This window comes from Wolbachia endosymbiont of Culex quinquefasciatus Pel (assembly GCF_000073005.1).
In the GTDB taxonomy this organism is placed as follows: Bacteria; Pseudomonadota; Alphaproteobacteria; order Rickettsiales; family Anaplasmataceae; genus Wolbachia.
On record NC_010981.1, the window covers coordinates 154,676 to 180,040 of the forward strand.

Annotated in this window: 21 protein-coding genes and 4 pseudogenes; 9 read left to right on the plus strand and 16 right to left on the minus strand. The window is 34.5% G+C overall.

Going from position 1 to position 25,365, the window contains the following annotated elements:
- Window positions 1–126: 126 nt before the first annotated feature.
- Window positions 127–330 (minus strand): annotated as a pseudogene (locus WP_RS07870) (TomO hydrophobic C-terminal domain-containing protein); the annotation flags it as partial.
- Between the two features lie 68 nt (window positions 331–398).
- On the opposite strand from WP_RS07870, the pseudogene WP_RS00745 reads away from it, so the two are divergent.
- Window positions 399–1,629: pseudogene (locus tag WP_RS00745) on the plus strand (IS256-like element ISWpi15 family transposase).
- A 19-nt stretch (window positions 1,630–1,648) separates the two neighbouring features.
- Here the strand turns inward: WP_RS00745 and WP_RS00750 are convergent.
- From WP_RS00750 to WP_RS00765, 4 genes are all read right to left on the minus strand, one after another.
- On the minus strand, window positions 1,649–3,154 hold the full coding sequence (locus WP_RS00750; protein ID WP_007302704.1) for an ankyrin repeat domain-containing protein: 1,506 nt from the start codon (window positions 3,152–3,154) through the stop codon (window positions 1,649–1,651).
- A gap of 91 nt (window positions 3,155–3,245) precedes the next feature.
- Window positions 3,246–4,193: a thioredoxin-disulfide reductase gene (gene trxB / locus WP_RS00755; RefSeq protein ID WP_012481748.1), complete on the minus strand. Its 948-nt coding sequence runs from the start codon at window positions 4,191–4,193 to the stop codon at window positions 3,246–3,248.
- Window positions 4,180–4,779 carry a peroxiredoxin gene (locus tag WP_RS00760; RefSeq protein WP_007302702.1) on the minus strand — a complete coding sequence of 200 codons (600 nt, stop codon included), beginning with the start codon at window positions 4,777–4,779 and terminating at the stop codon, window positions 4,180–4,182. Before WP_RS00760 ends, trxB begins: the two co-directional genes overlap by 14 nt.
- Before the next feature lie 157 nt (window positions 4,780–4,936).
- Window positions 4,937–6,121: a hypothetical protein gene (locus WP_RS00765; protein ID WP_007302701.1), complete on the minus strand. Its 1,185-nt coding sequence runs from the start codon at window positions 6,119–6,121 to the stop codon at window positions 4,937–4,939.
- A 223-nt stretch (window positions 6,122–6,344) separates the two neighbouring features.
- On the opposite strand from WP_RS00765, the gene WP_RS07590 reads away from it, so the two are divergent.
- Complete coding sequence (locus tag WP_RS07590) at window positions 6,345–6,497, plus strand: hypothetical protein (protein WP_019078579.1); 153 nt, start codon at window positions 6,345–6,347, stop codon at window positions 6,495–6,497.
- Between the two features lie 186 nt (window positions 6,498–6,683).
- Here the strand turns inward: WP_RS07590 and WP_RS07875 are convergent.
- The 4 genes and pseudogenes from WP_RS07875 to gap all read right to left on the minus strand — a co-directional run.
- Window positions 6,684–6,836: pseudogene (locus WP_RS07875) on the minus strand (IS630-like element ISWpi11 family transposase); the annotation flags it as partial.
- Between the two features lie 189 nt (window positions 6,837–7,025).
- A complete protein-coding gene (locus tag WP_RS00770) occupies window positions 7,026–8,186 on the minus strand; it encodes a WD_0033/WD_0034 family tandem repeat-containing protein (RefSeq protein WP_007302700.1) in 1,161 nt (386 codons plus the stop codon).
- Between the two features lie 155 nt (window positions 8,187–8,341).
- Entirely contained in the window at window positions 8,342–9,100 is a 759-nt protein-coding gene (tatC, locus tag WP_RS00775; RefSeq protein WP_007302699.1) for a twin-arginine translocase subunit TatC, read from the minus strand.
- 3 nt (window positions 9,101–9,103) lie between these two features.
- The gene (gene gap / locus WP_RS00780) at window positions 9,104–10,075 is read right to left on the minus strand and encodes a type I glyceraldehyde-3-phosphate dehydrogenase (RefSeq protein WP_007302698.1); all 972 of its coding nucleotides are present in this window, start codon (window positions 10,073–10,075) and stop codon (window positions 9,104–9,106) included.
- A gap of 151 nt (window positions 10,076–10,226) precedes the next feature.
- Between gap and WP_RS00785 the strand changes: the two genes are divergently transcribed.
- A complete protein-coding gene (locus WP_RS00785) occupies window positions 10,227–10,490 on the plus strand; it encodes a hypothetical protein (protein ID WP_038227462.1) in 264 nt (87 codons plus the stop codon).
- Window positions 10,491–10,515: 25 nt separating this feature from the next.
- On the opposite strand, the gene WP_RS07035 is transcribed toward WP_RS00785, so the two are convergent.
- Window positions 10,516–11,375, minus strand: a protein-coding gene (locus tag WP_RS07035; protein ID WP_076611713.1) for an IS630-like element ISWpi11 family transposase whose coding sequence is annotated in 2 segments (ribosomal slippage) — window positions 10,516–11,051 and window positions 11,051–11,375 — 861 coding nt in all. Because the reading frame shifts where the segments join, the coding sequence is not laid out codon by codon here.
- A 371-nt stretch (window positions 11,376–11,746) separates the two neighbouring features.
- Here WP_RS07035 and WP_RS00800 point away from each other — a divergent pair.
- From WP_RS00800 to WP_RS00815, 5 genes are all read left to right on the plus strand, one after another.
- Window positions 11,747–12,607 (plus strand): hypothetical protein, encoded by an 861-nt coding sequence (locus WP_RS00800; protein WP_007302696.1) that lies wholly within the window; start codon window positions 11,747–11,749, stop codon window positions 12,605–12,607.
- Between the two features lie 264 nt (window positions 12,608–12,871).
- Window positions 12,872–13,000: a hypothetical protein gene (locus WP_RS07785; RefSeq protein WP_019078577.1), complete on the plus strand. Its 129-nt coding sequence runs from the start codon at window positions 12,872–12,874 to the stop codon at window positions 12,998–13,000.
- On the plus strand, window positions 12,975–13,184 hold the full coding sequence (locus tag WP_RS00805) for a hypothetical protein (RefSeq protein WP_012481750.1): 210 nt from the start codon (window positions 12,975–12,977) through the stop codon (window positions 13,182–13,184). Before WP_RS07785 ends, WP_RS00805 begins: the two co-directional genes overlap by 26 nt.
- A 175-nt stretch (window positions 13,185–13,359) precedes the next feature.
- Window positions 13,360–13,893, plus strand: coding sequence for an HK97 family phage prohead protease (locus WP_RS00810; RefSeq protein ID WP_007302694.1), 534 nt, complete (start codon window positions 13,360–13,362; stop codon window positions 13,891–13,893).
- 207 nt (window positions 13,894–14,100) lie between these two features.
- Window positions 14,101–16,248: a coiled-coil domain-containing protein gene (locus WP_RS00815; RefSeq protein WP_231834417.1), complete on the plus strand. Its 2,148-nt coding sequence runs from the start codon at window positions 14,101–14,103 to the stop codon at window positions 16,246–16,248.
- Here WP_RS00815 and WP_RS00820 read toward each other — a convergent pair.
- Window positions 16,241–17,467, minus strand: a complete 1,227-nt coding sequence (locus tag WP_RS00820) for a CCA tRNA nucleotidyltransferase (RefSeq protein ID WP_007302692.1) — start codon at window positions 17,465–17,467, stop codon at window positions 16,241–16,243. The genes WP_RS00815 and WP_RS00820 overlap by 8 nt on opposite strands.
- Before the next feature lie 333 nt (window positions 17,468–17,800).
- A complete protein-coding gene (gene typA, locus WP_RS00825) occupies window positions 17,801–19,630 on the minus strand; it encodes a translational GTPase TypA (RefSeq protein WP_007302691.1) in 1,830 nt (609 codons plus the stop codon).
- Window positions 19,631–19,852: 222 nt separating this feature from the next.
- Between typA and gltX the strand changes: the two genes are divergently transcribed.
- Window positions 19,853–21,187, plus strand: a complete 1,335-nt coding sequence (gltX, locus tag WP_RS00830; RefSeq protein ID WP_007302690.1) for a glutamate--tRNA ligase — start codon at window positions 19,853–19,855, stop codon at window positions 21,185–21,187.
- 231 nt (window positions 21,188–21,418) lie between these two features.
- Here gltX and WP_RS07925 read toward each other — a convergent pair.
- The 4 genes and pseudogenes from WP_RS07925 to holA all read right to left on the minus strand — a co-directional run bounded on the left by WP_RS07925 (window position 21,419) and on the right by holA (window position 25,364).
- A pseudogene (locus tag WP_RS07925) lies at window positions 21,419–22,354 on the minus strand (IS5 family transposase).
- 165 nt (window positions 22,355–22,519) lie between these two features.
- The gene (gene ltrA, locus WP_RS00845; RefSeq protein ID WP_007302363.1) at window positions 22,520–23,764 is read right to left on the minus strand and encodes a group II intron reverse transcriptase/maturase; all 1,245 of its coding nucleotides are present in this window, start codon (window positions 23,762–23,764) and stop codon (window positions 22,520–22,522) included.
- 52 nt (window positions 23,765–23,816) lie between these two features.
- Window positions 23,817–23,957, minus strand: coding sequence for a hypothetical protein (locus WP_RS07510; RefSeq protein ID WP_019078704.1), 141 nt, complete (start codon window positions 23,955–23,957; stop codon window positions 23,817–23,819).
- A gap of 387 nt (window positions 23,958–24,344) precedes the next feature.
- A complete protein-coding gene (holA, locus tag WP_RS00850) occupies window positions 24,345–25,364 on the minus strand; it encodes a DNA polymerase III subunit delta (RefSeq protein WP_007302689.1) in 1,020 nt (339 codons plus the stop codon).
- Window position 25,365: the final 1 nt, after the last annotated feature.

The following is a 25,365-nucleotide window of genomic DNA, read 5'->3' on the forward strand; positions in this document are numbered from 1 at the left end:
CAAGTTTACAATCAACTATTTAAGTCTTGAAACCACTCAGGTTTACATTCACTCGAATTATCAAGGTATTTTCAGGATGTACAAAAATTTTCAGAAGAGTTTAGACAAGAAGTAAAAACCTTAACTCTATCTTAAACTGATAACATTACCAAATTCAGTGCTTATCACATCACTCAGTACTGTACTTGCTTTATATGAACAGTAGCATCCAATTGTAAGGAAGACAAATGCAGCTACAGCAAGTGAAATACATATTTCTAAATTCGATATTGTTAAACATGCACCAATAGCAAACGCTCCAGATAACACAAAAGAGGCAGAGGCATGGGAGTGTTAAATAAACTGTGTCAAACCGAAAAAAAAGTAATAAATTGATATAAAAAAATGGAGGTTTGACAATGAGTCAGAAAGTAGTAAACAGAACTACCGGTTTGGTAGATTATAAAGAATTAGAAACAAATATCCTGTCGTCTATACGAGAAGGAAGACCGTTGACAGGAAGAGATGGAGCATTAACACCGTTTATAAAAAAGTTGCTGGAGGTAAGCCTGGAAGGTGAAATAGAAAACCACTTGTCGGCCGAAAGCGAAGAGAATAATCGAAGAAATGGGAGGAATGCAAAGACTTTACGTACAAGCGCAGGGTCATTTGAGCTTTTGACGCCAAGAGATAGGGAAGGAAGTTTCGAACCACAAATAGTCAAAAAAAGGCAAACAAACTTACATCCAGAGCTTGAAACGAAGATTTTGAGCACATTTGCCAGTGGTATGGGCTATAGAGATATAGTGTCACATGTTGAGGAAATTTATGATCACAAAATATCGGCGGCAGAGATATCAAGTATTACTGACAAATTGCTACCAGTAATCAACGAATGGCGTAGTCGCCCGCTGCAGTCTGTATATCCGATAGTTTTCATGGATGGCATGTTTTTTAAAGTCAAAGAGGACGGGCATTGCGTAAGTAAATGCATGTATAACATATTAGGCATAGATCAAAATGGCAAAAAAGAAGTATTAGGTTTTTATTTGGCTGAAAGTGAAGTTCTGGTTGGGAGTGCTAAATGACCTCAAAGAAAGAGGAGTAGAAGATATCCTTATTGCCTGCGTTGATGGGCTGAAAAGCTTTCCTGCAGCTATAAACAGTGTCTTTCCTAATGCGGAAGTGCAGATGTGTATAGTGCATCAGATACGCAACTCACTGAAGTATGTGGCCAGTAAAGATGCGAAGAGTTTTTTGAGCGATTTAAAGAAGGTATATCAAGCTTCAAGCAAGGAAATTGCCGAGAATTATCTGTTGGAATTGGATGAAAAATGGGGCACAAAGTACCCTATGGTTATAAAATCTTGGCAGAATAATTGGGAAAACTTGTCTGGTTATTTTAAGTATTCTGGTCCAGTTAGGAGGATAATCTACACCACCAATCCCATAGAGGGGCTACATAGGCAAATTAGGAAATTCACTAAGACCAAAGGCTCATTTACCAGCATAAATGCCTTGTATAAGCAGGTATATTGTGCTATAAAGAAGGTAGAGGAAAAGTCGACGATGCCTGTACATGATTGGGCATTAACTATCTCTCAACTTGATGTTTTCTTTCCTGGCAGATTGAAAATTGAGTTGAACTAAAAATGCGGTTTGACACAGTTTATTTAACACTCCCAGAGGCATAGTTACTTTGCCTTCTATTATAAATGCTTGCTTCTGAAAGTTTTCTGTTTTTGTTATTTAAGTCTTGATTTTGAGTTTGAAGTTCTGATCTCTGTTGACTAAAATCCCTTTTTAACTGTGAAATTTTGTTAGTGTCTCTTTCACTTACAACCCTATCCAACTCTTGCTCTTTTTTTCTAAGTTGAGTTTTTGTTCTTTCAAGCTCATCTCTAAGGTTTTTAAGTTGACTTTTTTCTCTAGTAAGTCGAGCTACTTGATCAGTGAGAGTGTGAATTCTTTCCTGATTACCCTGCCTTACTTGTCTCAACTCCTTTTCTAACTGTGAAATTTTGTCAGTGTCTCTTGTTCTTTCATCTACGGTCCTATTCAACTCTTGCTCTTTTTCTGCAAGTTGAGCCTTTGTTCTTTCAAGTTCACCTTCCAGGTTTTCAAGTCGCTGCAATTCTTGAGCAATAAACTCATCGTTTATTTCTGATTGAACATTATGTGTATTTGCTACAGGTTGCTCTGCACTTGCAGGAAATTTCTCATTGAGATAATTTTTAATAGATTCACTTGGATTATTAACATTCCCCAACACAGCGTTGACAATTGCACGATTTATGAAGCAGTGATCTTCTACTAATTCTTTTACATCACCCAAATCTTTTCTATTAATAGCATCAGTTAATCGCTCTTTCATAGCTTGTTCAATGATTTGCTTCAATCTTGAATTTTGCTCTATAGCTGGTATTGGTTTTATTTGACTAAAATCTAGCTCTTTATGTTTTAAAAGTTTAGTCAATACTTCCTCGTTATCTTCTGTTATTCCTTGTAAACATGATTTGATAATCAGGCTAAGTGGTGTTTCTATTTCTTCATTTGAATTTCTTTTCCAACAATTAGGGTTGAGTTCTTGATTTAATAGTCTTTTTGCTCGGTCAATATTTCTGTTAGAAAGAACATCTAATAATTCTTTTCCTGTTTGTGCTTTTTGTATTTCTATCGTAAGGTGCGAAAAATTTTTATCCTGTACTTGTCCAATTTTTCTAATATATTCTTCAGGAGTATGAGAGAAATTACCTTGAAAATCTATACGATGAATATTTTTAATATTCACATTCAAACCAGTATCTCTAAGTAAAATCTGTACAAAATTTCTATTTTCCATGCGCAAGGCTAGATGTAGAGCTGTATTGTTTTCTTTAGTTTCTTGAGCATTAATCTTTAAACTTTGATGTTGCAAAAGCAACGTCATCATTTTCAAGTGTGTAGGACTATCATCACCATTCATGATAATAGTCATTAATGGTGTATATCCCTTATCAAACGCATTAACATTCGCACCTTCTGCTAGAGCTCGCTCAAAATCTCCTAGATTTTCATCATCAATAGCTTTAAATAATTTTTTTGTTGATTGTCCTGAAGTTGTTTGATTTTGAGCTCGTAATCCTGTATCATTAACAACACTTCTTCTAAAACCTACATTACTTCTCGAAAGCATACTAAATTCTCCCTAACCTATAATTTATTGACATAATTATAAAAAAAACAAAGAAAATTGCAAGTAATTTAGTTAAAAATTTTAGAACTAATTATGATTCCAAAAATTTTTCTGCATCAAGTGCAGCCATGCACCCTGTACCTGCTGCAACTACTGCCTGGCGATATACCTTATCTTGAACATCACCAGCAGCAAACACCCCTGCCCTACTGGTTAGAGTTGTTCCAGGTTTCGTAATTATATAACCTTGCTGATCCATTTCAACAAAGCCCTTAAAAATACCTGTATTTGGTGCATGCCCAATTGCAATAAACACTCCATCTACTTTCAATTCCTGGGTTTTATTGATGTCTGTCGATTTAATTGTAATGCCAGTAACTTTTTTTGGATTTTCTTCTCCAAGAACCTGTTCTACGGTATGATTCCATATTACCTTTATCTTATCATTTTTAAAGAGCCTGTCTTGCATTACTTTCTCTGCTCTTAAGTTATCACGCCTGTGTATCAGTATAACTTCCTTAGCAAATCGAGTTAAAAATATTGCTTCTTCAACAGCAGTATTTCCACCACCAACCACAGCTACAACTTTATTTCTAAAAAATGCACCATCACAAGTTGCGCATGCCGAAACTCCGTAACCTTGAAATTTCTTTTCACTCTCCAGGCCAAGCCACTTCGCTTGCGCACCAGCTGCGATTATAATTGCATTCGAATAGTAGTCACTAGCATTACCACAAGATCTAAATCTATACTCATTAGAATCCTCAAGTTGTTCTACACTTTTTATCTCATCGTCTATTATTCTTGCTCCCGCCTTCTCTGCATGCAACCTCTTTTGTTCCATGAGTTCTGGACCTTGTATAGAAATAAAACCTGGATAGTTTTCAACATCCGTAGTAATTGTAAGCTGACCACCAGGTTGCATTCCTGTTACTACAATTGGCTCTAAATTTGCACGTGCTGCATATATAGCAGCAGCATAACCCGCTGCTCCAGATCCAATAATAAGAACTTTTGTACTCAATTTATAATTCTGCACTGTGTGAGTTTAGATAATCAGCCACTCCTTCATCGCTTGCCTGCATCGCAGGCTTGCCTTTTTTCCACCCTGCTGGACATACTTCACCATGCTCTTCATTATGTTTTATTGCATCAATGATTCTAATGAATTCATCGATATTACGCCCTAAAGGAAAATCATTTATCGATTGATGACGTACAACAAATTTATCATCAATAACAAAAGTTGCTCTTAGTGCAATTGAGTCATCATATAAGACCCCATAGTCTCTTGATATAGACTTTTTGATATCAGACACTAAATTGTAGCTAACCTCTCCAATACCACCATCATTAACTGGAGTGTTTCGCCATTTATAGTGTGAAAATTTTGAATCTATACTTATTCCTATCACTTCAACATCACGTTTTGAAAAATCTTCTATTTTGTTGCTAAATGATATCAACTCAGTTGGACAGACAAAAGTAAAATCAAGTGGATAGAAAAAAAGGACAGCATACTTATCCTTTATATGTTTACTTAAACAGAAATCATCAACTATTTTTCCACTAGCAAGAACAGCCGAAGCAGTAAAATCGATAGCGGATTTTGTTACAAGATTCATAACTAACCTATTCATTCTTAATATTTATAATTTTATACCTTGATACATTTACATGCAAGTTTTCTTTAGCCCCAATCTTATAAAAACTTCCTCTTATGGCTGTGAAAATGTTATGATAAGAGCTAATTTTCATGAGTAGGGAAATACCCAAATATTACTATCTTTCACCTTTTCTCCCTTCAAATTTTTTAACCATTTCTTTTACACTTACATTCGTGGAAGGTAAATTTTTGCTGGCAAGATGGTTGATCGAAGATTTTTTATTCCCTACTGGAAATGAACGAGATTGTTTTCTCTTCACACTGATATCCGTTTGTGTTACTGAAGCAGTTTTGTTTTCAGCAGGCAACACGTTCTTTACTTGATTTCGCTCAAATCTTTCTTTTAATGCCTTTACTTTACTACTCTCGCGAGTCACTTCTTTTTTCATAGCAACTACTAGTACTTTTGGTCCATCAGCTTTTTTTGCTGATTCTTTACCATCTTGATTTTCAGATTTTAGTGGTAGTGTAGGGTTACTCTCAGCTGATTTTTCCACTACTATTTTTTGCTCTGTGCTTACTTTTTCGCCTAAATCTTTAGGCTTTGGTGGTACTGCAGGTTTATCTTTTTTCGGTTCTTGTCTAATTTTTTGATTGATAGTAAACATTTTCTCTGGTACTGGTGGTACTCTTGGTGGTTTTGGTGGTGCAAGAGATTGAAGTTGTTGTTTCTTCCTATTTTCTCTTTTTGCTTCTATATGTTCTTTAGGAATTGTTGCATAAATCGGCTCCTCTTTAATTGATTGTAGATTACGCAAATCTTTTGTTAAAGATTTGCTCTTTTCCTCTTGATAATTTGATATTTCTTCATACTCAGGATCTTCGTTTAATGAACCTCCATAACCTGAATCTTCTCGCTCATATAAGAGATTTTTCTTTTGCTGTCTATTTTCTAAATTTATTCCATATGACCTATATTTATCTTGACTTCTTTCTATTCGCTCTAAATCTGAAATTTTTTGAATAACATCTGTATATTCGATTGCTGTTCTAGCAGTTGAAGGAGGCAATTTATCTTTTATAAAATTACTTATATTCCTAATCGAAACATCTCTTCCTAATATTCTATTGAATATCCTAAGAATTAATGGCTTTTTATTTGCCTTCTTTACACAATTATTCAAGTCATCACGTATAACAAGTTTAGCTACATCTTCTGCCTTATCTGTAAAACCCTCTAAAGCATGAGATAAATCTGTTACTGTTTTACCATATTGTTTCTCTGAATTCCCTAGCTTTATAGCTTTGATCAGAGAATCGAGATTTTTTTTATAATCCTCACTTTTAAATGGATCATTCATACTAATTGTAATATTTTATTGAAATATAGATCTAAAATATTAAGATCTAGTGAATATTACTTTTTTAGTTCATATATAGCTATAGTTATACGGCGATAATGCGTAGCAGAATAACGATTTCGTCATTCTAGTATCTGCTTTTACCCCTTATCTAGGTGTGTAAAAGTGAAATCTAGTTTCGCTATATAACACAGTCTCATACAAGTAGCTTCTCGATTGAGAGTTGTCTTCTGCATTGAGCTCAACATTATTTACTACTTTTTCAGTAATAATTTCGGCAAACTCAGGAGAAAGTTCTTTTGCAGAAAATGCAGCATGTACAGCATTTTTAACAAAGAAACACGTAGCAAGTGCAAATACTGCTGTTGGTACATAGCACCAATATACTAAAAAAAGTTGTAGAAGCTACTAAAGTAAATATTGATTGAAGCATAATATACTGTTTATCAATGCCAACATATTCAGCCATCAATTTTCTAATTTTGTTATTGCTGCCGTATGGCAAAAAAATATCTTAATAAAAGCTGTTACACTATTACTAGCAAGATATCAATCACGCTCTATTGGATCTACATTTTGATTTAAAATCGCCTATTTTCTTGCACCTTTTTGCCATTCATAGAATGTTAACTTTAAACCTCTTGGCTACAAATGCTCTACTTTCCCCTACATCCAATGCTTTTTTCCTTAAATCATAACTATATGCTGCTGGCATTTATATCTCCTCGCTACTTTACCTATTCCATCATGTTCACACTATTAGGAAAAGAGCTATAATTTTCAACACTAACAAAACTACTTCCTAATCTTTTACGCAGCAACCTATAGAACTTAATGCTGTGAATATATGATCAACAAAAAAAACTTTGAGAAAAGGAAGAATAGACTTCTTCCTTTCACTTAATTACGCTGTTATACTTGACCCTATACTAACTCCTTGCTCTACATTAGCTCCATCTAGATTCTTACTAGAATTTGACATTACATATGTAATACCACCAGCAACAAGTCCAGTGAGTACAGCAGCAGCCATAGCTATGCCAATCATAGTCAATATCGGTAATGCAGCACCAAAATACAATCCTAACCCAACTGCCAATGCAGCTATGGCACCACAAACACTACCAATGATTATTGGTTTATTAGTAGTTTTTACTGTATCTTTAGTTATATTTCCTTCAGTTTTAGGAACGATGCTTTCAGCCATTGAAGACTGTTCATTACTTTCACAATCGGACATAATACTTATTTCAGATGTACTACTTTCATCAGTTATATTTCCTTCAGTTTTAGGAACGATGCTTTCAGCCATTGAAGACTGTTCATTACTTTCACAACTAGATATACTCTTTGCAAGTATTTCTAGCCAACCATCAATTTTAGCTTTTTGCTCTTCATCTTGCTCTTGATTTTTTAGTATTTCTAAAATATTCTTAGTTTTTTCACGATAATCTTTTTTTATACTAGCGAAAACTGCTTCTAACATATAATTATCTTGAGCTACATCTATAATAGCTTTAATACTTTTCTGACTAACTTCCTGATTATTAAAATTTATAGCACAGCTAAGCGGTGTTAGAGTATGTTCTTGATCACCTAAACTCCCGATCTTTATATTCGCAGCAGTAAGAACTTTTTCTAATAACTCTTTATCTTTTTTGGCTATATCTAGAATAGTGTCAATGCCTATCTGATTATTAAGAATCATAGCATAGACAAGTGGTGTTAAAGTAATTTCTTGACCATCTAAAAACTTGATCTTTATATTCGCAGTAGTAAGAACTTCTTCTAATATATCTTTCTCTTTAACTACACTTGGAATATTTTTAATATCTCCCCGACTATTTAACGAGTTCTCAAGATTTATAGCGTAGGCAAGCGGTGTTAGAGTATGTTCTTCACCATCTTTCAACTCTATACATTTCACAGTAGTAAGAATTTTCACCAAATCCTCTTCTGAAAATCCTGTAAGAAGATCAATAATATTCTTACCTTCTTTCATCGCAGTCTGTAACTGATCATATAATCTTTGTTGTCTTCCGTTTAACTCTTCATATTTTGGCATATAAAACTCTCCTATTAAAAATAATAATATACTTTAATTATTATATATTTAAGCAAACAAGTCAATAAATTAATAAAATGCTGTGGTGCCAAAAACACTCAAACAAGAAAAAGTGCTCCGGTGCTCATTCTTTGTTTATAAATAATATTCTTAATTCAATCCTTTGCTTTCTTCTCAATATATCTGCATATCAGAATAGACAGCTCATATAATACTAACATTGGAATTGCAAGCCCTACTTGGCTTAGTACATCAGGTGGAGTTAAGATTGCAGCAATAATGAAAATTACTACTATCGCAATTCTACGTTTATTTGACAAACTTTGTGCAGTGATTAGCCCTACTCTCACCATTAAGGTTAGTATGACTGGAATTTGAAATGCAGTACCAAAAGCGAACGCGAATTGAAGAACAAGGTCTAAATATTCACTAACTGATGGCATAAACTCTATTGGTATACCGAAAGATTTACCGCTATGTTCAAAAGCAATAAAAAATTTCCAGGCTAGGGGAAATATGTAGTAGTAAACTACAGCGGCTCCCGTTACAAACAAAACCGGTGTTGCAATTAAGTATGGCAATAACACTGCCCTTTCTCTTTTATATAAGCCAGGTGCTAGAAACATATAGAATTGCCATGCAAACACAGGAAAAGAAAACAACAGTGCACTCATTATTGCAACCCTGAGATATACAAAAAACGCTTCTGTTAAGTCTGTATAGATTAGAGAAAAATCATTGCTATCTTTTGTAACTTCTATTAAAGGTGCAAGTAAAAAGCGGTATATATTTTCTTTAAAGTAGTAACAAAACCCGAAGGTAACACAAAAAAATAGAAAGCAAAAAATAACCCTTTTTCTAAGTTCCGCAAAGTGCTCATAAAATGAAGCATATTTTTGTGAGTTTTCGTTCATACTTTACAATAAAGCTATATCTAACATTCTCAGTGAAAAAGCCCATTCATTATCGTACCACGCTGCAACTCTACAGATATCACCTGTGACATATGTACCAGCTAAATCCACAATTGCACTATAAGGGTTATGGACAAAGTCTATTGAAACTAAAGGCTCGTTACATACGGAAAGCACATGATTTGCTGAATTCTTAAATATTTCGTTTATTTCCTTAGTTGTTGCTCTCTTATCAGCTAAAAATTTAAAATCAACCATAGAAACGTTGCTAACCGGAACTCTAATAGCAGTACCATCTAGCTTACCCTTTAACTCAGGAATAACAGAACCAATTGTTTTTGCTGCTCCAGTTGTAGTTGGCACCATAGAAAGGCCACAAGCTCTTGCCCTACGTAAGTCTCTATGGTTGCCATCAAGAATATTTTGATCATTCGTATAGGCATGTATAGTGGTCATAAAACCGCTTTTTATACCTAAATTGGAGTGTAAAATGTGTACAATCGGAGCCAGACAGTTTGTAGTACAAGAACCTGCTGAGATCACTTTATGCTCCTTTTTTAGCATATCGTTATTTACGCCGTAAACTACAGTTACATCAGCATCTGAAACTGGAGCAGAGACAATTACTCTCTCTGCATTATGCTTTGCTGCTTCCGCACGCTTGTTGAATGCACCAGTGCATTCAAGTACTACATCAACATTCCAAGGAATATTTTCAGGGCTACGTTCTCTATATAAAGAAAATTTCCTGCTATTTATAGATAGCCAATTTTCAGACTCGTTAAAATCAATATCGCCGTTAAATTTGCCATGAACAGAGTCATATTTAATCAAATGTGCATGCTGCTCAGCACTGAGTGACCCATTTACCGCCACAACTTCTATTTGCTCGCTATAGTTTTCTACTTCAAAAATAGCACGCAATACACTTCTGCCTATTCTACCAAGACCATTAATTCCTACACGAATTGTCATTTTTCCATCTTAAAAGTTTAATTATACGGAATATTGCCTGATATTTCATTCTATTCTTTTAGTTGTTAATCCTAATGTTATAATATATTGATTGACTAAAGAAACTGTATCACTTAATTAATAATGTCTAAATTTTAACTTGGAGTAGGTTATGCATGGATTACCAATGACAAATTCAGATAATCAGTATCAGCAAAGAAAAATAGAAGCATTGCAAAAAGAAAATAAAGGACTGTCAGAAAAAGTGAAAACACTACAGAAAATGTCAGTGCTGCAAAATGAAATGCTAGTAATGCTACAGTGGAAATCAATAACAGAGAAACTGCGCACAGAAATATTAAAAAAACTGCTAGAAGCACCTCAAGAAGCAGCAGCATTTCAATTAGAAGAAAGAGATGAAGATCAGCAAGTATAGCTCTTTTCATAATAGTCCGAAAAGCTTATAGAAAAGCAGAATCAACAGCATGACGAAAAGATGTGAATAGAGGGATGTTTTTCCTAGCTCTGTTTTTTATAGCAAACCAATGATGCTCAATTTTGTTAAAATCGGGAGAATAAGGCGGTAGATATAAAATTTCTGCACCAACTCCTTTAGCAAGTTCAGTAATCTTATTAGACTTATGAAAAGTAGCATTATCAAGGATAACAGTTTGTCCAGGTTCCAAAATCGGTGTCAGGAACTGCTCAAACCATTTATTAAAGATATCCATATTACAGTGGCCTTCAAATGTTAACGGAACAGCTATTTTTCTGCCGTTTAAGGCTGCAATCATACTGATTCGTTGAATTTTTTTACCAGATTTTAGAGCATAAAAGCGCTGTCCCTTCTGGCAATATCCATAAGGGTAGTCCTCAGTGTTATCAATGCCAGACTCATCTATATATACTAAGTTTTGAGGTTCTTTTGTTGCTATAATTTTCAAAAATTCAGCGCGTTTTTCTTCGTTCCTTTCTTTGTATCCATATGTCTTTTTTTGCGTGTGAGTCCAATTTTTTTAAGAGCTCGATGGATCGTTGTGATACTAACATTGCCCCAAAGCTTAGCCATTTCCGATAGAGTTTTTCCACCATGTTTTTTGGCAAATTCAGTAAATTTATTCCTGTCGGTAATTTTGTGATTATAACCTACATTTCCAAGTTTTTTTGACTGAAAATCTCCTGTTTCTTTTTTTCTTTGCTGCCACTCCCATAATGTAGTTTTTCCAATTTTAAATCTTGCTGCCACTGTTTCTCTCCTTTCCCCTTCTTCTAGTACTTCCATTGCTTTTTTTCTTAAATCATAACTATATGCTGCTGGCATACTTACCTTCACTACTATAAAAACTTATTTTACCTCGTTTGGACTATTATGAAAAGAGCTATAATAGAAGACATACTGGATATGCAAGAAGAATTTGAATCTTTACAAAATTTGGAAAGTACTACTATTGAACAAACAAATATTCAAGGACAGAGCATATAAACTTGTAATAGTTTTAAACTATTACATATAACTTTCTCTACTTCCTTCTTTATCGTTATCCAGTGTTGTGGCACTGGGTGCTCCGCTCTTTTTGTATTTTACGACTAAGGATATCATTTTTTAGTGCTTATTTCTTAATATATTAATATAAATCTTAATTAAGTAATTATAGTACTATATTATTTAACTCAATATTAATGATAATTATTATGGATTTAAAAAACTTACAACTAGAGTTGCTTAGAATAATTTTTCTCATACTTGCACCAGCTAGTGCAGAAGAAGAAAGAGATATGAAGGAGCGAGCATTAGAGATTATAAGTATATTAAAAGATCATATTAATGATGATATAGAAATGAATAATCTGAGAATGACAATTTTAGACTACATTGTCTTTTGTGATAGTCAAGATAACGTAAGGTTAAATAACAGATCGTTATTAGACTTAGAAGATGCCGTCAAAAGTATTGGAGGGAAAACTTCACAAGAGTTAGGGCGAGTAAATCAGATTCCACAGCAACCAAATAGTATTGGGTTAGCGGTAGCAGAAGCTACAATACAATATGAGGCGCATGTGAGAGAAATGGAAGAGAGAAATGTAAGGATTATCACCTCAATTGGAGTATTAGGTATAACAGCCTTAGGAGTTAATCTAGGAGTTAATCTTGGAAAATCAAAAGCGAGTGAAATTATTGGTGCAACACTTGGAGGACTATTATCCATGCCAATAATGGTCATGTTACCAGCATCAATAGCAGTAGCGTTAAAAAACAGTAATTCAGAGCTTAGAGAAGTAGTACAATATTCTCTTGATGCAACAAGTAAACCGTCAAGGATTGGGTTAGTAGCAGCTTTAGGAGCAGGCGCGATGATGTTAATTAACAATATAACTAGCAGCAGCACTGAAACAAATATGGAATTATTAGGCCCTGGTTTTATAGCTGCAACTGGAGCTGGAATTGGTGCTGCATTGTCAACGGCTTTAGCGAGAAGGATGTTTGCTACTATCTCCACAAATTTGGAAAGTACTACTATTGAACAAACAAATATTCAAGGACAGAGCATATAAACTTGTAATAGCTTCAAACTATTATAAATAACTTTCCCTACTTCCTTCTTTATCGTTACCCCGGGTGTTGTAAAACTGGGGTAATACCTTCCGCTACGAAAATCACCTACAAAACACAATCTTTTTATTCCCCCAAACAATTAGTTGTGAATTTAAGCAATCATATTAATATAGTAAATATTTACTTAATATACTAGTATTTACCTTGACTAAACAATTATAGTGCTGTATAATTTGTACTTAAGCTTTAATAGTGAGGTGTTGATGGACGCACAAGAATTAGAAAACTTACAGAAAAGTTCATCAACAAAATCCCAAGATGCTGGGGAGAAAACATCAGAAGAGTTGGGAAGAAATTTAAACCCGAATGAAGCCAATAATGATATATTCTAAAATCTATCAAGAATACGAGGGAGAAACATGGACAGAGTCATTAATGAATGGTTTTATAGCCGCTGTTTCATTGGGATTTGGCTTCCTTCTAGGAAAAGCTACAAACGAAGCTGTTTCTACAAATCTGGAAAACGCTGCTGTTGAACAACCCAATGTGCAACAAACCCTACCCTTATGTATATAAAATGACAAATTTTATAACTAAAAAAGTACTTCCACATTTTCAAAGCACTGCATACAATAGAATTATATTGTAGTGCCTTATACTCATCCTGAGATATAGGAAAACAATCTATACAACATTTTAAGCTGGCTCAGAGCGCTGGCAAACCCAATACCATAATTTACAAGGAGGACTTATGAATAAGAAATTTCTCTATTCACCATTATCAATAAAAAGCATAGAAGAAAACGGAGTATTTTCTGGCTATGCGAGCGTTTTTAATATAGTTGATAAGCAAAATGATCTGATATTACCAGGAGCATTTAAGAATAACTTAAATAAAAGTCAGATAAAACTTCTTTGGCAGCACAATCCGAGCGAGCCTATAGGTAATATTACGGATATTTGCGAAAATGATATTGGCCTATATATAACTGCACATTTGCTTTTTGGTATTCAAAAAGCAGAGGAAGCATATTTAATGCTCAAAACTGGAACTATTAACGGGCTTTCGATTGGCTATATACCAATAGAGTATGATGTTGATCATGAAAGCGGAGCTCGAGTGTTAAAACAAGTGGAGCTATGGGAAGTTAGTTTGGTCACTTTCCCTGCAAATTTGGCAGCTCAGGTAATCAACGTGAAAAATCAGCACAATGAACAAGAAATGTTAGCAAGAGCAATAGAAAAAGCAAATTCTGTGCTTACGAACATGTGTATTTCTACTTAAAATCTATAAAAATTTTCACACAATTTAACATTTATATTATTATTTATTTAATAATTATATTAATATATATAACTTCAATACTTTAAAAATTAGGTAATTTTATGCTAAATGCTAACAATAAGGTTAATTACGAACCTAAACAAAAGGAAAAAAAAATATAGCTTATCCACTGTGCTTGCTTGGCTATATCTAAAAACAATTGGACGAATGTTGCCAGAAAAGTGGAATCAATGGGCAAAGAGTATCCTACATTACAATATTGCAGATAATGTGGTTCAGACTGATGATCTTTTAAATTCTAACAGAGAAAAGGAATTGAAGGATGAAAATGAGAGATTAAAAGAAAAGTTGAAAGAAGGTAGTAAGAAGGAGGAAAATCAGTCAAATTTAAATCAGGAATTAACTAAAAAAGAGAAAGAAATTACTAAACTTAAAGAACAAGTAAAATCATTAGGAGAGGAAAAAGAAATATTTGCTAAATTTTTTGCAGCACAAGCACAGCAGATTGAAGACTTAGAATTAGAAAATGAAGAGTTAAAGTCTAAACTTGCAGGACTTAAAAAGAACTATAGTGAATTGGTAAAAATTGCACAAAAAAGAGGAGAAGAATTTTTAGCACAGTTCAAGGAAAAGTCTGAGGAGATATTACATTTGCAGAAAGAATTAATTGAGTGCAGCAAAGAATTTGCAAATAAAATAGAAACGCTCTCAGCAGATATAGAAGAAAAAGATGGGAAAATAGTTAGTTTTACGAAATTCAATGAAGTATTAGAACAAGAGAAAAAGGAAATGGAGAATAAAAATAATGCACAACAGCAAACTATATTTACAAAAGACCAAAAAATAAAAGAGCAAGACGATTTGATAAATTCATTTCGTGAAAATAAAGATATAAATCAAACTGTGAAGAAAGAGAATAAAAGCCTACGAGCGCAAAACACAGAACTTAAGAGTAAATTTAGTAAGTTAAACAACGAGTCTGATACTAAAATAAAGGAATTAAAAAATCAACTTGAGGAGAAACAAGCAGAATTAGAACAAGCTAAGGAAAAAGATGCTGAAGTAGAGAATCTTAAACAACAATTAGAGAAAGAAAAGACTAATCTAAATACCATTGAAAAAGAGAAAAAAGAATTAGAAAGTGAAGTTGACAAATTGCAGGAAAAATCACAGAAATTAGAAGAAAGTAACGTTGAAATAAAGAAACAAAAGGCAGATTTGGAGGGAAAATTAAAATCTTCACAAGAAGAGAATAAAAAGTTACAAGAACAAGTACAGACATTAGAAAAAGGTAAAGAATGGGAATCAGCTGGAATAGATGATAGCTTAAAGCAAACTTCTGCAAAGAAAGAGAAGCAGATTGAGCAGTTACAAGAGGAACGTAAGCAAGCAGAATATCAAGCGAAAGCTGATATTACAAAACCACAGGAAGAAAAAAGAGGTCTGTTAGTTAAAATAGATAGCTTAAAGGAAAATTTGTCAGTTGCGCAAGAACAGTTACAGAAACAACTAAAGTTAAATAATCAAGAGTTACTGGAATTGAAAAAAGAGAAGAGAAATGTTGATACAAAGTTAGAAGATATGGATAAAAAAACTAAAGAGGTAGATGCAATTAGTATAGCATCTACTACAAAAAAAACACTTTTTCATTCTATGAAGTCAAGCTTTTCAAATGGTTCTTATGATCTTTTCAGTAATAAGAAGCTCAAGGAATTTTTATCTCATAAAAATAGAGAGTTGAAAAAAGGTTTTCCTGAACTTGAAGGAAAACACTTTTGCCATAACGTGCTTGGTGAAACTATAAAATCTCTATCAAATCAAAGTGATGGTAAATTTGAAAGCAATAAGTTACTTGAATTATTAAAAAATAATTTGAAAAAATTAGCAAGTGAGATCATAGAAGCTGAAGTTAAAGGAGTTGTCAAAAAATATTGTAATATTGGAAATATAGATAAGGAGTTACGTGATGGTGTGTTAAAAGGCAAGCTGTTACTTTCTATTAAAAAATGCATGAAAAATTTAAGTTGGGATGAGGAAGCTGCTAATGCAATTACAGATTCTGTCTTGAACAACTTTCATAGCAAAGATAATAGCAATCTCCAAGAAATTGTTTCGGAGGAGTTAATAAAAGGTAGAATGGAATTTTTTTCAAGTAATATCGAGTTGTTACAACTAGCATCAAGCATACGAGATAAATTTTTATCTCCAGATCAGAAAATGTGCGTTCAAACTTCAAAAGAAAACAATGAATATGAATTAACAGATAAAGCTAAAAAAGAATACACACCTAACTCTTCCATGAGTCACACTAATAGCACTCCGGTAAGTGTGAAGCAAGAAGCAAGGTCTAGATAAAACTTTTAGCATAAAGCAACAGCTCCTCCTTTGTTAAAGTGTAGGAGCTGTCTTCCCAGTGTTGTCGTAGCAATTCCAAGTTTCTACCTAAATTTTTTCCTGGCTGGTGACCTATAATTATTAGATCATCCCCAGATAAAGGAAATTTTGGAATATTGAATATATGAGCAAATGAAATATACTCATCAACATTTGTTCCAGACTCAATACCACAAATCTTCATTAAGTCACAATATAATTCCTTACCAAATAAAGATATGTATTTCTTTTGCTCTTTTTCTGAAAGCTCTGTTTTGATATCGTTTGATAATAAAAATAATAGCTTTTTCTTTTGCTTATTTGAAAGACGTAAAAACTTGCTCACTTCTTCTCCAAGACTAACTCTATCTTCAGCAGTCCTAATAAGCAACGCTAATTTTGTTAGTGCATCGATTGTGGGATCTAGGAAAGGCGTATGGCCATACGCTGAGGGTTTTGTAGGAGGTTTAGTGTTGATAAGAAGTGGTGAAGATAAAATTTCGCATTTTACTTCTTTTGGAATAATTTTTTGTAAAACATCAGATTTTTGCATGCTCTTAAGTGTTGGAGCAGGATCATTGCATTCCAAGAGTTTAAATATTTCTTCTCTTATTCTCTCTCCAGAGAGGTTTTGAATCATGTGCGAATGCTTTTTGCACACATCCAATATTTCATCACTTAAATCTCCTATGCATATTTTAGCGTGAAAACGAAACGCTCTTAAAATACGTAGATAGTCTTCCTTAATCCTATCTTCAGCGTTACCTATAAAGTTTAACTTTCGTGCTTTTAAGTCCTGAATGCCACCAAAGTAGTCGTATATATGGCCATATTTGTCTGCATAAAGAGCATTAAACGTAAAGTCGCGCCTTGAAGCATCAGCTTGCCAATCATTAGTAAATTCTACCTTCGCATGTCTACCGTCACACTTTACATCATGCCTTAGCGTTGTAATCTCAAAGGATCTTTTATTTAAAATCGCAGTAATAGTTCCATGTTTTAAGCCAGTTGGAATAGTTTTTATATTACGGAGTTTTAACGCTTTAACTGCTTGATTAGGCAGCAGATTAGTAGCAAGATCGATGTCGTGAATGTCACGCTGTAAAATTGAATCTCTAACACATCCACCAACAAGCCTTGCCTCACCACCAAATTTCTCTATGGCCTCAATAATTACACTAGTTTCGTGATCAATTTGCATTTAGGTTACACATACTGAAAATCATGTTACAAAAAATGCGAAACTTTTGCAAAAATCCTCATATAAAAATATATAGGCAGGAGAGTGGTAAAATAAGAGGGTAAAGTGATAGAGTAAGTCTACAACAAATCCAGTGCCTAGAAACTTATAAGTATAAAAGTAATGTTAAAATACAATGTTTTCGATGATTATAAAAAAGCTGGATGAGCTACTTGCATGACACCTTTGTAGCCTTCTCTTGTCATCCCAGTACCTGCTCAAGTAACTGACACTGGTTCCCTTTATGATGGTGTTATCCGAGTAGCTCATCCAGATTTTTATCAGGAACGTTGATTACTCTTTATTCTTCGCCCTTCCTGCACGTTTACGTTCATTTGGATCGAGGAACTTCTTACGCAAACGTATAGATTTTGGAGTTACTTCTACCAATTCATCATCGTCTATATATGCTATCATATCCTCCAGTGTCATTATTTTTGGTGGAGTAAGCTTTATAGCTTCATCGCTACCTGAAGCTCTTACGTTTGTTAATTGCTTACCTTTAAGTACATTTATTTCTAAATCATTGTCACGACTATGCTGACCGACAATCATACCACAATATACCTTATCTTGTGGCTTAACAAACATAATTCCCCTATCTTGCAGATTGAAAATTGCATACGCTACTGCTTCGCCTTTGTCTGTTGAAATTAAAACCCCATTACGCCTTCCGGAAATTGAACCTTTATGTGGAGCATAACTGTGAAATAAACGGTTGATTATACCAGTGCCGCGAGAATCAGTTAAAAATTCTCCTTGATAGCCAATTAATCCCCTTGATGGCACTAAAAATGTCAACCTAGTTCTGCCACTACCAGAAGGTCTCATGTCAGTTACTTCACCTTTTCGAAAGCTAAGTTTTTCCATGATGATTCCACTATACTCATCATCTACATCAATTACTACTTCCTCTATAGGTTCAAGTTTTTTGCCATCTTCTTCTTTAAACAGCACTCGAGGCCGTGAAACTGAAAGTTCAAAACCTTCCCTTCTCATATTTTCAATCAGTACCCCAAGCTGCAACTCACCACGTCCACCTACTTCAAATGCTTCACCACTTGGAGCCAAAGTTACAGTAATTGCAACGTTTGTTTCTGCTTCTGCATATAAACGATCTTTTATAACAGTTGAGGTAAGTTTTGTTCCCTCTTGCCCAGCAAAAGGTGAGTCATTCACGCTTATAGTAATCGCCATTGTTGGCGGGTCAACTGGAGTTGAGCTGATCGCAGTTGTAACTTCTGGTGCTGCTATAGTGTCTGAAACTGAAGCTTTCTCAAGTCCTGCAATGGCAATGATATCACCAGCTACAGCTTGCTCTACTGGAACGCGTTTTAAGCCAGAAAATGAGAGTAACTTAGTTAATCTCCCTCGCTCAACCACTTGACCATCAAGATCAATTACCTTAAGATCTGAGTTAACTTGCGCGATTCCTTGGTAAATCTTTCCTGTCAATATTCTGCCAAGAAATTTATCAGATTCAAGTAAAGTAACTAGCATAGCAAAAGGTGCATTTTGATCATAAACGGAAGGTTTTATGTAATCTATCACCGTTGAAAATAATGGGCTTAAATCTTTTCTCTCATCAGATAGCTCCTTAGCACACCAACCATTTCTACCTGAAGCATAGAGTACTGGAAAATCTAGTTGCTCGTTGGTTGCATCAAGGTTAAAAAATAACTCATATATTTCATTTAGTACTTCATCAATTCTGCTGTCTGGTCGATCAACCTTATTGATTATCACAATCGGTTTTAAATTTGCCTTTAGTGCTTTTGACAACACAAACTTAGTCTGTGGCATTGGACCTTCTGCAGCATCAACCAGTAGTAATACACCATCTGCCATGCAGAGCACCCTTTCCACTTCTCCACCAAAATCCGCATGTCCTGGTGTATCAATGATATTGATTTTCTCATCACCCCACATTATTGACGTACATTTTGCAAGTATTGTAATCCCACGTTCACGTTCTTGATCACCACTATCCATCACTCGTTCTTGAACTTCTTGATTCTCACGAAACGTGCCACTTTGTTTTAACATGTTATCAAGTAAAGTAGTTTTTCCGTGGTCAACGTGTGCAATTATTGCAATATTGCGGATTGATTTAAATTCACTCATTTCTTATCATTTCAAATTTAATTTAATAACAAGTATACGTATAATATATTTAGAGTAAATAACTAAAGCCGTGCTTTCAGAGTATTTTAGGCAGATCATGGAACTCTAACAAAAAGGTTTCATGTTCGCTGTACTTTGTAGCAACTAACACCAAGACAAAGAAGAATCTTGCTTTAGCAGTACATTTATATAAAATTAAAATAAACTAAAGTAATCATTTAAATGCTAACAAGATTCGCTCCAAGCCCAACTGGCTACCTACATGTAGGAAACATACGCACTGCACTCATTTGTTGGATGTACACACGTAATCAAAATGGAAAATTTTTACTACGTTTTGATGATACTGATCTTGAGCGTTCAGATATCAAATATGTAGATAATATCATAGAAGACCTAAAATGGATTGGCATAAATTGGAATTCAAGTTTTAAGCAATCAGAGCGTTTTGAGCGCTATAACGAGGTGTTCTTACAGTTAATGAAAGAAGGTCATATTTATGCATGTTATGAAACAAGAGAAGAATTAGACACTAAACGAAAATTGCAATTAAAACAAGGTTTCCCCCCTGTTTACGATAAAGGTGCGTTGCTTTTAACTGAGCAAGAGAAAATTCGTTATGAGCAAGAAGGACGAAAACCACATTTCAGATTTAAATTGGATAGAAATAAAACTGTAAAATGGAATGATGAAGTTAAAGGCGAAATAAATATTGCAACAATTCATATCAGCGATCCTGTAGTAAAAAGAGAAGATGGAATTTATACGTACATGCTACCTTCTGTTATTGATGACATTGACTTTAATGTAACCCATGTTGTACGTGGGGAAGATCATGTAACTAATACCGCAGTTCAGATTCAAATGATTCAAGCATTAAAAGCGAAAATTCCTATCTTTGCCCACCTTCCCTTACTACACTTTGATGATAGCAAAATATCGAAACGGAAAGGCGGGCTGGATATTAAGTCCATAAGAGAAGATGAGATTGAATCAATGGCGCTAACTAGCTATTTAGCAAAGCTTGGAACATCTGATCCGATAGAAGCTTATATTGATATGCAGTCTTTAATTGACTCATTTGATATCAAAAAATTTAGTTCAGCATCTTTACAATTCAGCTTGAGTGAAATGTATAAGCTAAATAGCAAAGTGCTACAACAAATGCCATTTGAAATGGTGCAAGATCGTTTAAGTCAAATTGGCTCAGAGTTTTGGTATTTTATAAGGAGTAATATAGAAAAGTTTTCTGAAGTGGCCAAATGGTGGAAAATATGCAAATTTGGTATAGAACCTGTGGTTCTTAATAAAGAGTTTATAAAAATAGCGCTAAGCACATTACCTCAAGGTGATTGTAATGAAAACACATTATCAGAGTGGGTTAAAAATATTCGACAGACAATTGATATAAAGGCAAAAGATCTATTTATGCAGTTGCGCCTCGCTTTAACAGGAACAGAAACAGGTCCAGAACTCGCTAAATTATTAATTTTTATCGGTAGAGAGAGCATTATTGCAAGGTTAGAAGAAAGCCAAAGAATTATACAAAAGGTTTAAATGCACCGAATGTATTTTGAATGACACCAATAAGCATTGTTCAGGAAATGTGAAAATATTAGATTTCTTGTCATTCCAGTTTCTGCTCCTGTCATTCAAGTAGCTAACACTGGAATCCATAATCTCGCCAAAACGTTGTATTTTAAAATAACTTCTATACATATCCCATATTTCTGGATCCCAGTGGGCTTTGTTGCATAACACTTCATGTAGTGGTGATTTACGACAAATTCATGTAACTATTTCAAATTTAGCCATACCAAAATCAGTAAATTTGTTAAGCAAATAACACTTGAGTAGCAGTTCCTTCTCACGATTAATCTCAGATTTGTTACGAAAATTAAATCCGAATATTTGTTTCAGTCGCGAGAAAAAACTTTCTATATAAGATCTTTTTCCGTAGTTTATTTGCCTTTTCCACATCTTTATATTATCTTTATCATATGATTTTATTAGTCTAATTGCAGCATTTCTCTCTGCCATATAGTCTAACTTTGGATGCTCTACTGCATTATTTTGCAGAGGAATTTTTGTCTTTATCCCAAGTTCATTGCACAATTTATATAATTTCTTTCGGTTATATGCCCTATCTCCATACAGTGTGCTTATATTGAGCTTCAACTCTTTCAATAAGATCACAGGTTCCGTAATGATCAGAATAAACTCCTCTACTATATTTTGCAGCTATGACTTTTTTGCTACCTATCTCCAGCATTACATGCAGCTTTCTTACCTGTTTATAACTGCGATACTTCGCTATTTTCCTTACTGTGACCAGGGGTATTATCTGATACTTGTACTATCTATGGCAATTTCAATACCTTCCGTATCATTTTTGTTAACTCTACAGTCACTGATCTTAATATTGAGTTTTCTAAACCTCCTTGAAGCTTGTGAATAGCTGATAATCTGCAAATTTTTTCCTATTTGCTGCAAATACCCTTCTATAAACCCTACCGTTTGTCTTAAGCCAATTCTAAAGAGATTAGCGACTATATGCACTAAAATCACAACTTTATCGCTATAAATATAGTTGCCACCAGCCATTTTTGGACCTTTTTCGTACCAATTCTCAATTGCTTCATTAATAAAATGAAAAATATTTCCCCTCTCTTGGAGAAATTTGTTATATTCATGGCAGTTACTGACTCTCATTTTTTGTGACATATTTTTCTTTCGTAGGTTAAATGCTTGTCTTATAGTGAATTTTGTCAGTAACTGCTAGCTCTTTTTACTTGAGTGATGCAACAAGGAGAGTAGACCGGCGGAGCTTCCCCACCAGTCTCTCGCAGAACTGCACGGAAACCTCTCGGCTTATACAGCTCCCATTATTTAGCCTTTTGATCCTAACCCAAGTGTCCAATGATAGAAAATACTTGGAGACCTCTTTCTCACTTTTCCTAGAAATTGCTTTGCTAGTCTTCCGTGATCACGAAGTTTCTTATATTTTGTCCTGACCCATCTTATGAGGTATCTCTCTATATTTCTAAGAGATGGATACATCTCTGATTTATAAAACCTGCCATAGTACTGAAACCAGCCTCTGACTATTGGATCTATCTTCTTCGATATTTCCTCTAGTGTGGTCCATGTAATCCGATGTATTCTCCATGACTTTATGGTTTTCTTGATCTTCTTCTTGGCTTTGTTACTAATTGCAGGTAGAAATGAGATGAAATAATTCCTCATCTTATTCTTTGCTACTCTAGGTCTAAAAGTATAACCTAGAAAATCAAAGCTTTGTTTAGGAAATTGTTCTTTTCTATCATCATCCTTACTGTACACAATCTGTGTCTTTTCAGGATGTAACTTCAATTTACACTTAGCCAATCTTTCTTCAATCATTACTTTCATAAATCCTGCCTGTCTTTTAGTTCTGCAGTGCACTATCGCATCATCTACATATCTTTCAAATGGTACTGTTGGATAATTTTGTTTCATCCACATATCAAACGCATGGTGCATAAATATGCTTGAAATGATTGGGCTTATTGAACCTCCTTGCGGAACTCCTTTATCCCTTGTTACCCTACTGCCATCTGCTTGCTGAATGGGGGCTTTCATCCACCTCTCAACATACAGTATGACCCATTTGCAGTCTGTGTGTTTCTTGATAGCCTGCAGTGCTAAATCGTGGTCCAGATTGTCGAAAAATCCAGATATATCAAGATCTACCGTCCAATCATTTTTCCAACATCTCTTCCGTGCTGTGTATACCGCATCCAGCGCAGACTTATTTGGTCTATAACCATATGAATCTTCGTGAAATTTCGGTTCTACTAACGGCTCAAGATACATTGTAGCTGCTGTTTGCGCTATTCTGTCGAATACTGAAGGCACACATAAAATTCTTTGCCCTCCTGTATCTTTTGGTATCGCAACAGCTTTTACCGGCTCTGGAAAATAACTTCCGGATGACATCCGATTCCATAATTTGTATAGATTATCCTTTAGATTTTCTTCAAACTTTGTTATCGAGACCTCATCTACACCTGCTGCACCTTTATTTTTCGATACTTGTTTATAAGCTCTCCAAATAAGTTGCTTCGGTATATCAAAAGACTTTGTTTTATTCATTAACTCCTCCCTTTCGGTTGATAAATAATTAAAACTAAATAACTTAGCCCCTTCACTCCATTTCCATTACAGAAACTTCTTCGCTACTACGAGCTAATCCGCCCCTGTTTTTCGCATCGGTACTCTCATCCTCAGAGATCAGCTCTTTGGACTTCTCCCTTTTCATCGAAACGACAGGTTCCCGTAGTTCCATGCAATAGCCTAAAATAGATTCACGCCACTTTTATGCCGGACGCCACCTACCCAGTAAACAAGCTCCCAGTAGATTCATCCCAGGTTAACGACTACCCCCTGGTTTTGACGTCGTCTCTACGCTTTCGACACTTCATCAGTGGTTCACTTGCGTTCGTCTCTCTATTTCATACATGACACATAATTGTGCCTTTTCCATAACGCTCACTACCTTAGCTCTTTACCAAAGCAGCTTATGGCTGTTTGAAGCCTGCTCTTGCAAACCGGCTCCGAGGGGCCCTCCCTCATCTACTGCACAGCTTCAACACTTTCCGTGTTTCTACGGCGCACAGCCATCCCAGTGTCAGCTACTTTCATGACAACATTTAGTTGTTTTTTCTCGTCTACCTTATTTTACTACTCTGCTGAACGAATAACACCAATAGTTAATCTCATGCTGAAAGATCATTTTATGGTCCAAGTCAGTTCTTTTACAAGTCACTTCCAAGCTCATCAAATTTTCTAAGATCTTCTTAAGTTCTGAAAGTTGCAAACTTTTCAAATGAGATTTAAAACTCTGCAATTGTTTGAAGAACAATGGAGGACTCAGCTGGTCAATTGCAGCTTGTTCATTCATTCCATTTTGTATTAACAGCAAAACGCTTTCTAGCCGTAGAAAATAATTTGATATAATACGGATTAATGCTATCGGTGAAAAATTCTCTTGTAATATCAATACATCGGAAATTTTGATGAATTGTCCCATGTCTTTACTCACTATTGCAGAGCACAGATTATCAAGTGTAACATAATCATTGCCGGAGGTTGAAAAGCATAGATCTATATCAGCAAGTTTAAGATCTTTTCTTTTTCCTAGATATAAAACTAATTTTTCAAGCTCTGAATATATAGGCAGTTTGCTATGATTAAAATAAGACTGCAAGTGGTAGATTATCTCACTTGTGCACTCTATATCATTTTGTTTCAAGTAACTTGATATAATATCACAAAGATTACTACCGCTGTCCTTATAGCAGGTAATGACACCGAAAATTTTTGAGCTTTCCATATAACTTTTAGTTGTAGAACTATATGGAAGATCATTTGCTATCATTACTATATAATGATCGCCTATATTATGATCCAATATGTTTCTTAACTCTTTAGATATACTTCCACTGACATTTATCAGCTTAACTAACCTTTTTTTAGTAAACATCGAAATGTTTGCCAACTCGGAAAATAACAAGCCAGGCGACTTATTCACTACTGCAAAATCCATCACCTGAACTGAATACTCATTCAAGTTGGCAATTATTTCCTGTACAAAAATATCGACCTTACTATTGTCACTCCCATGAATTAATACACCACTTAAAGTATCGGGTTTCTCAAGGAATTTTTTAACTTTAGATGGCGTGATTCTCATG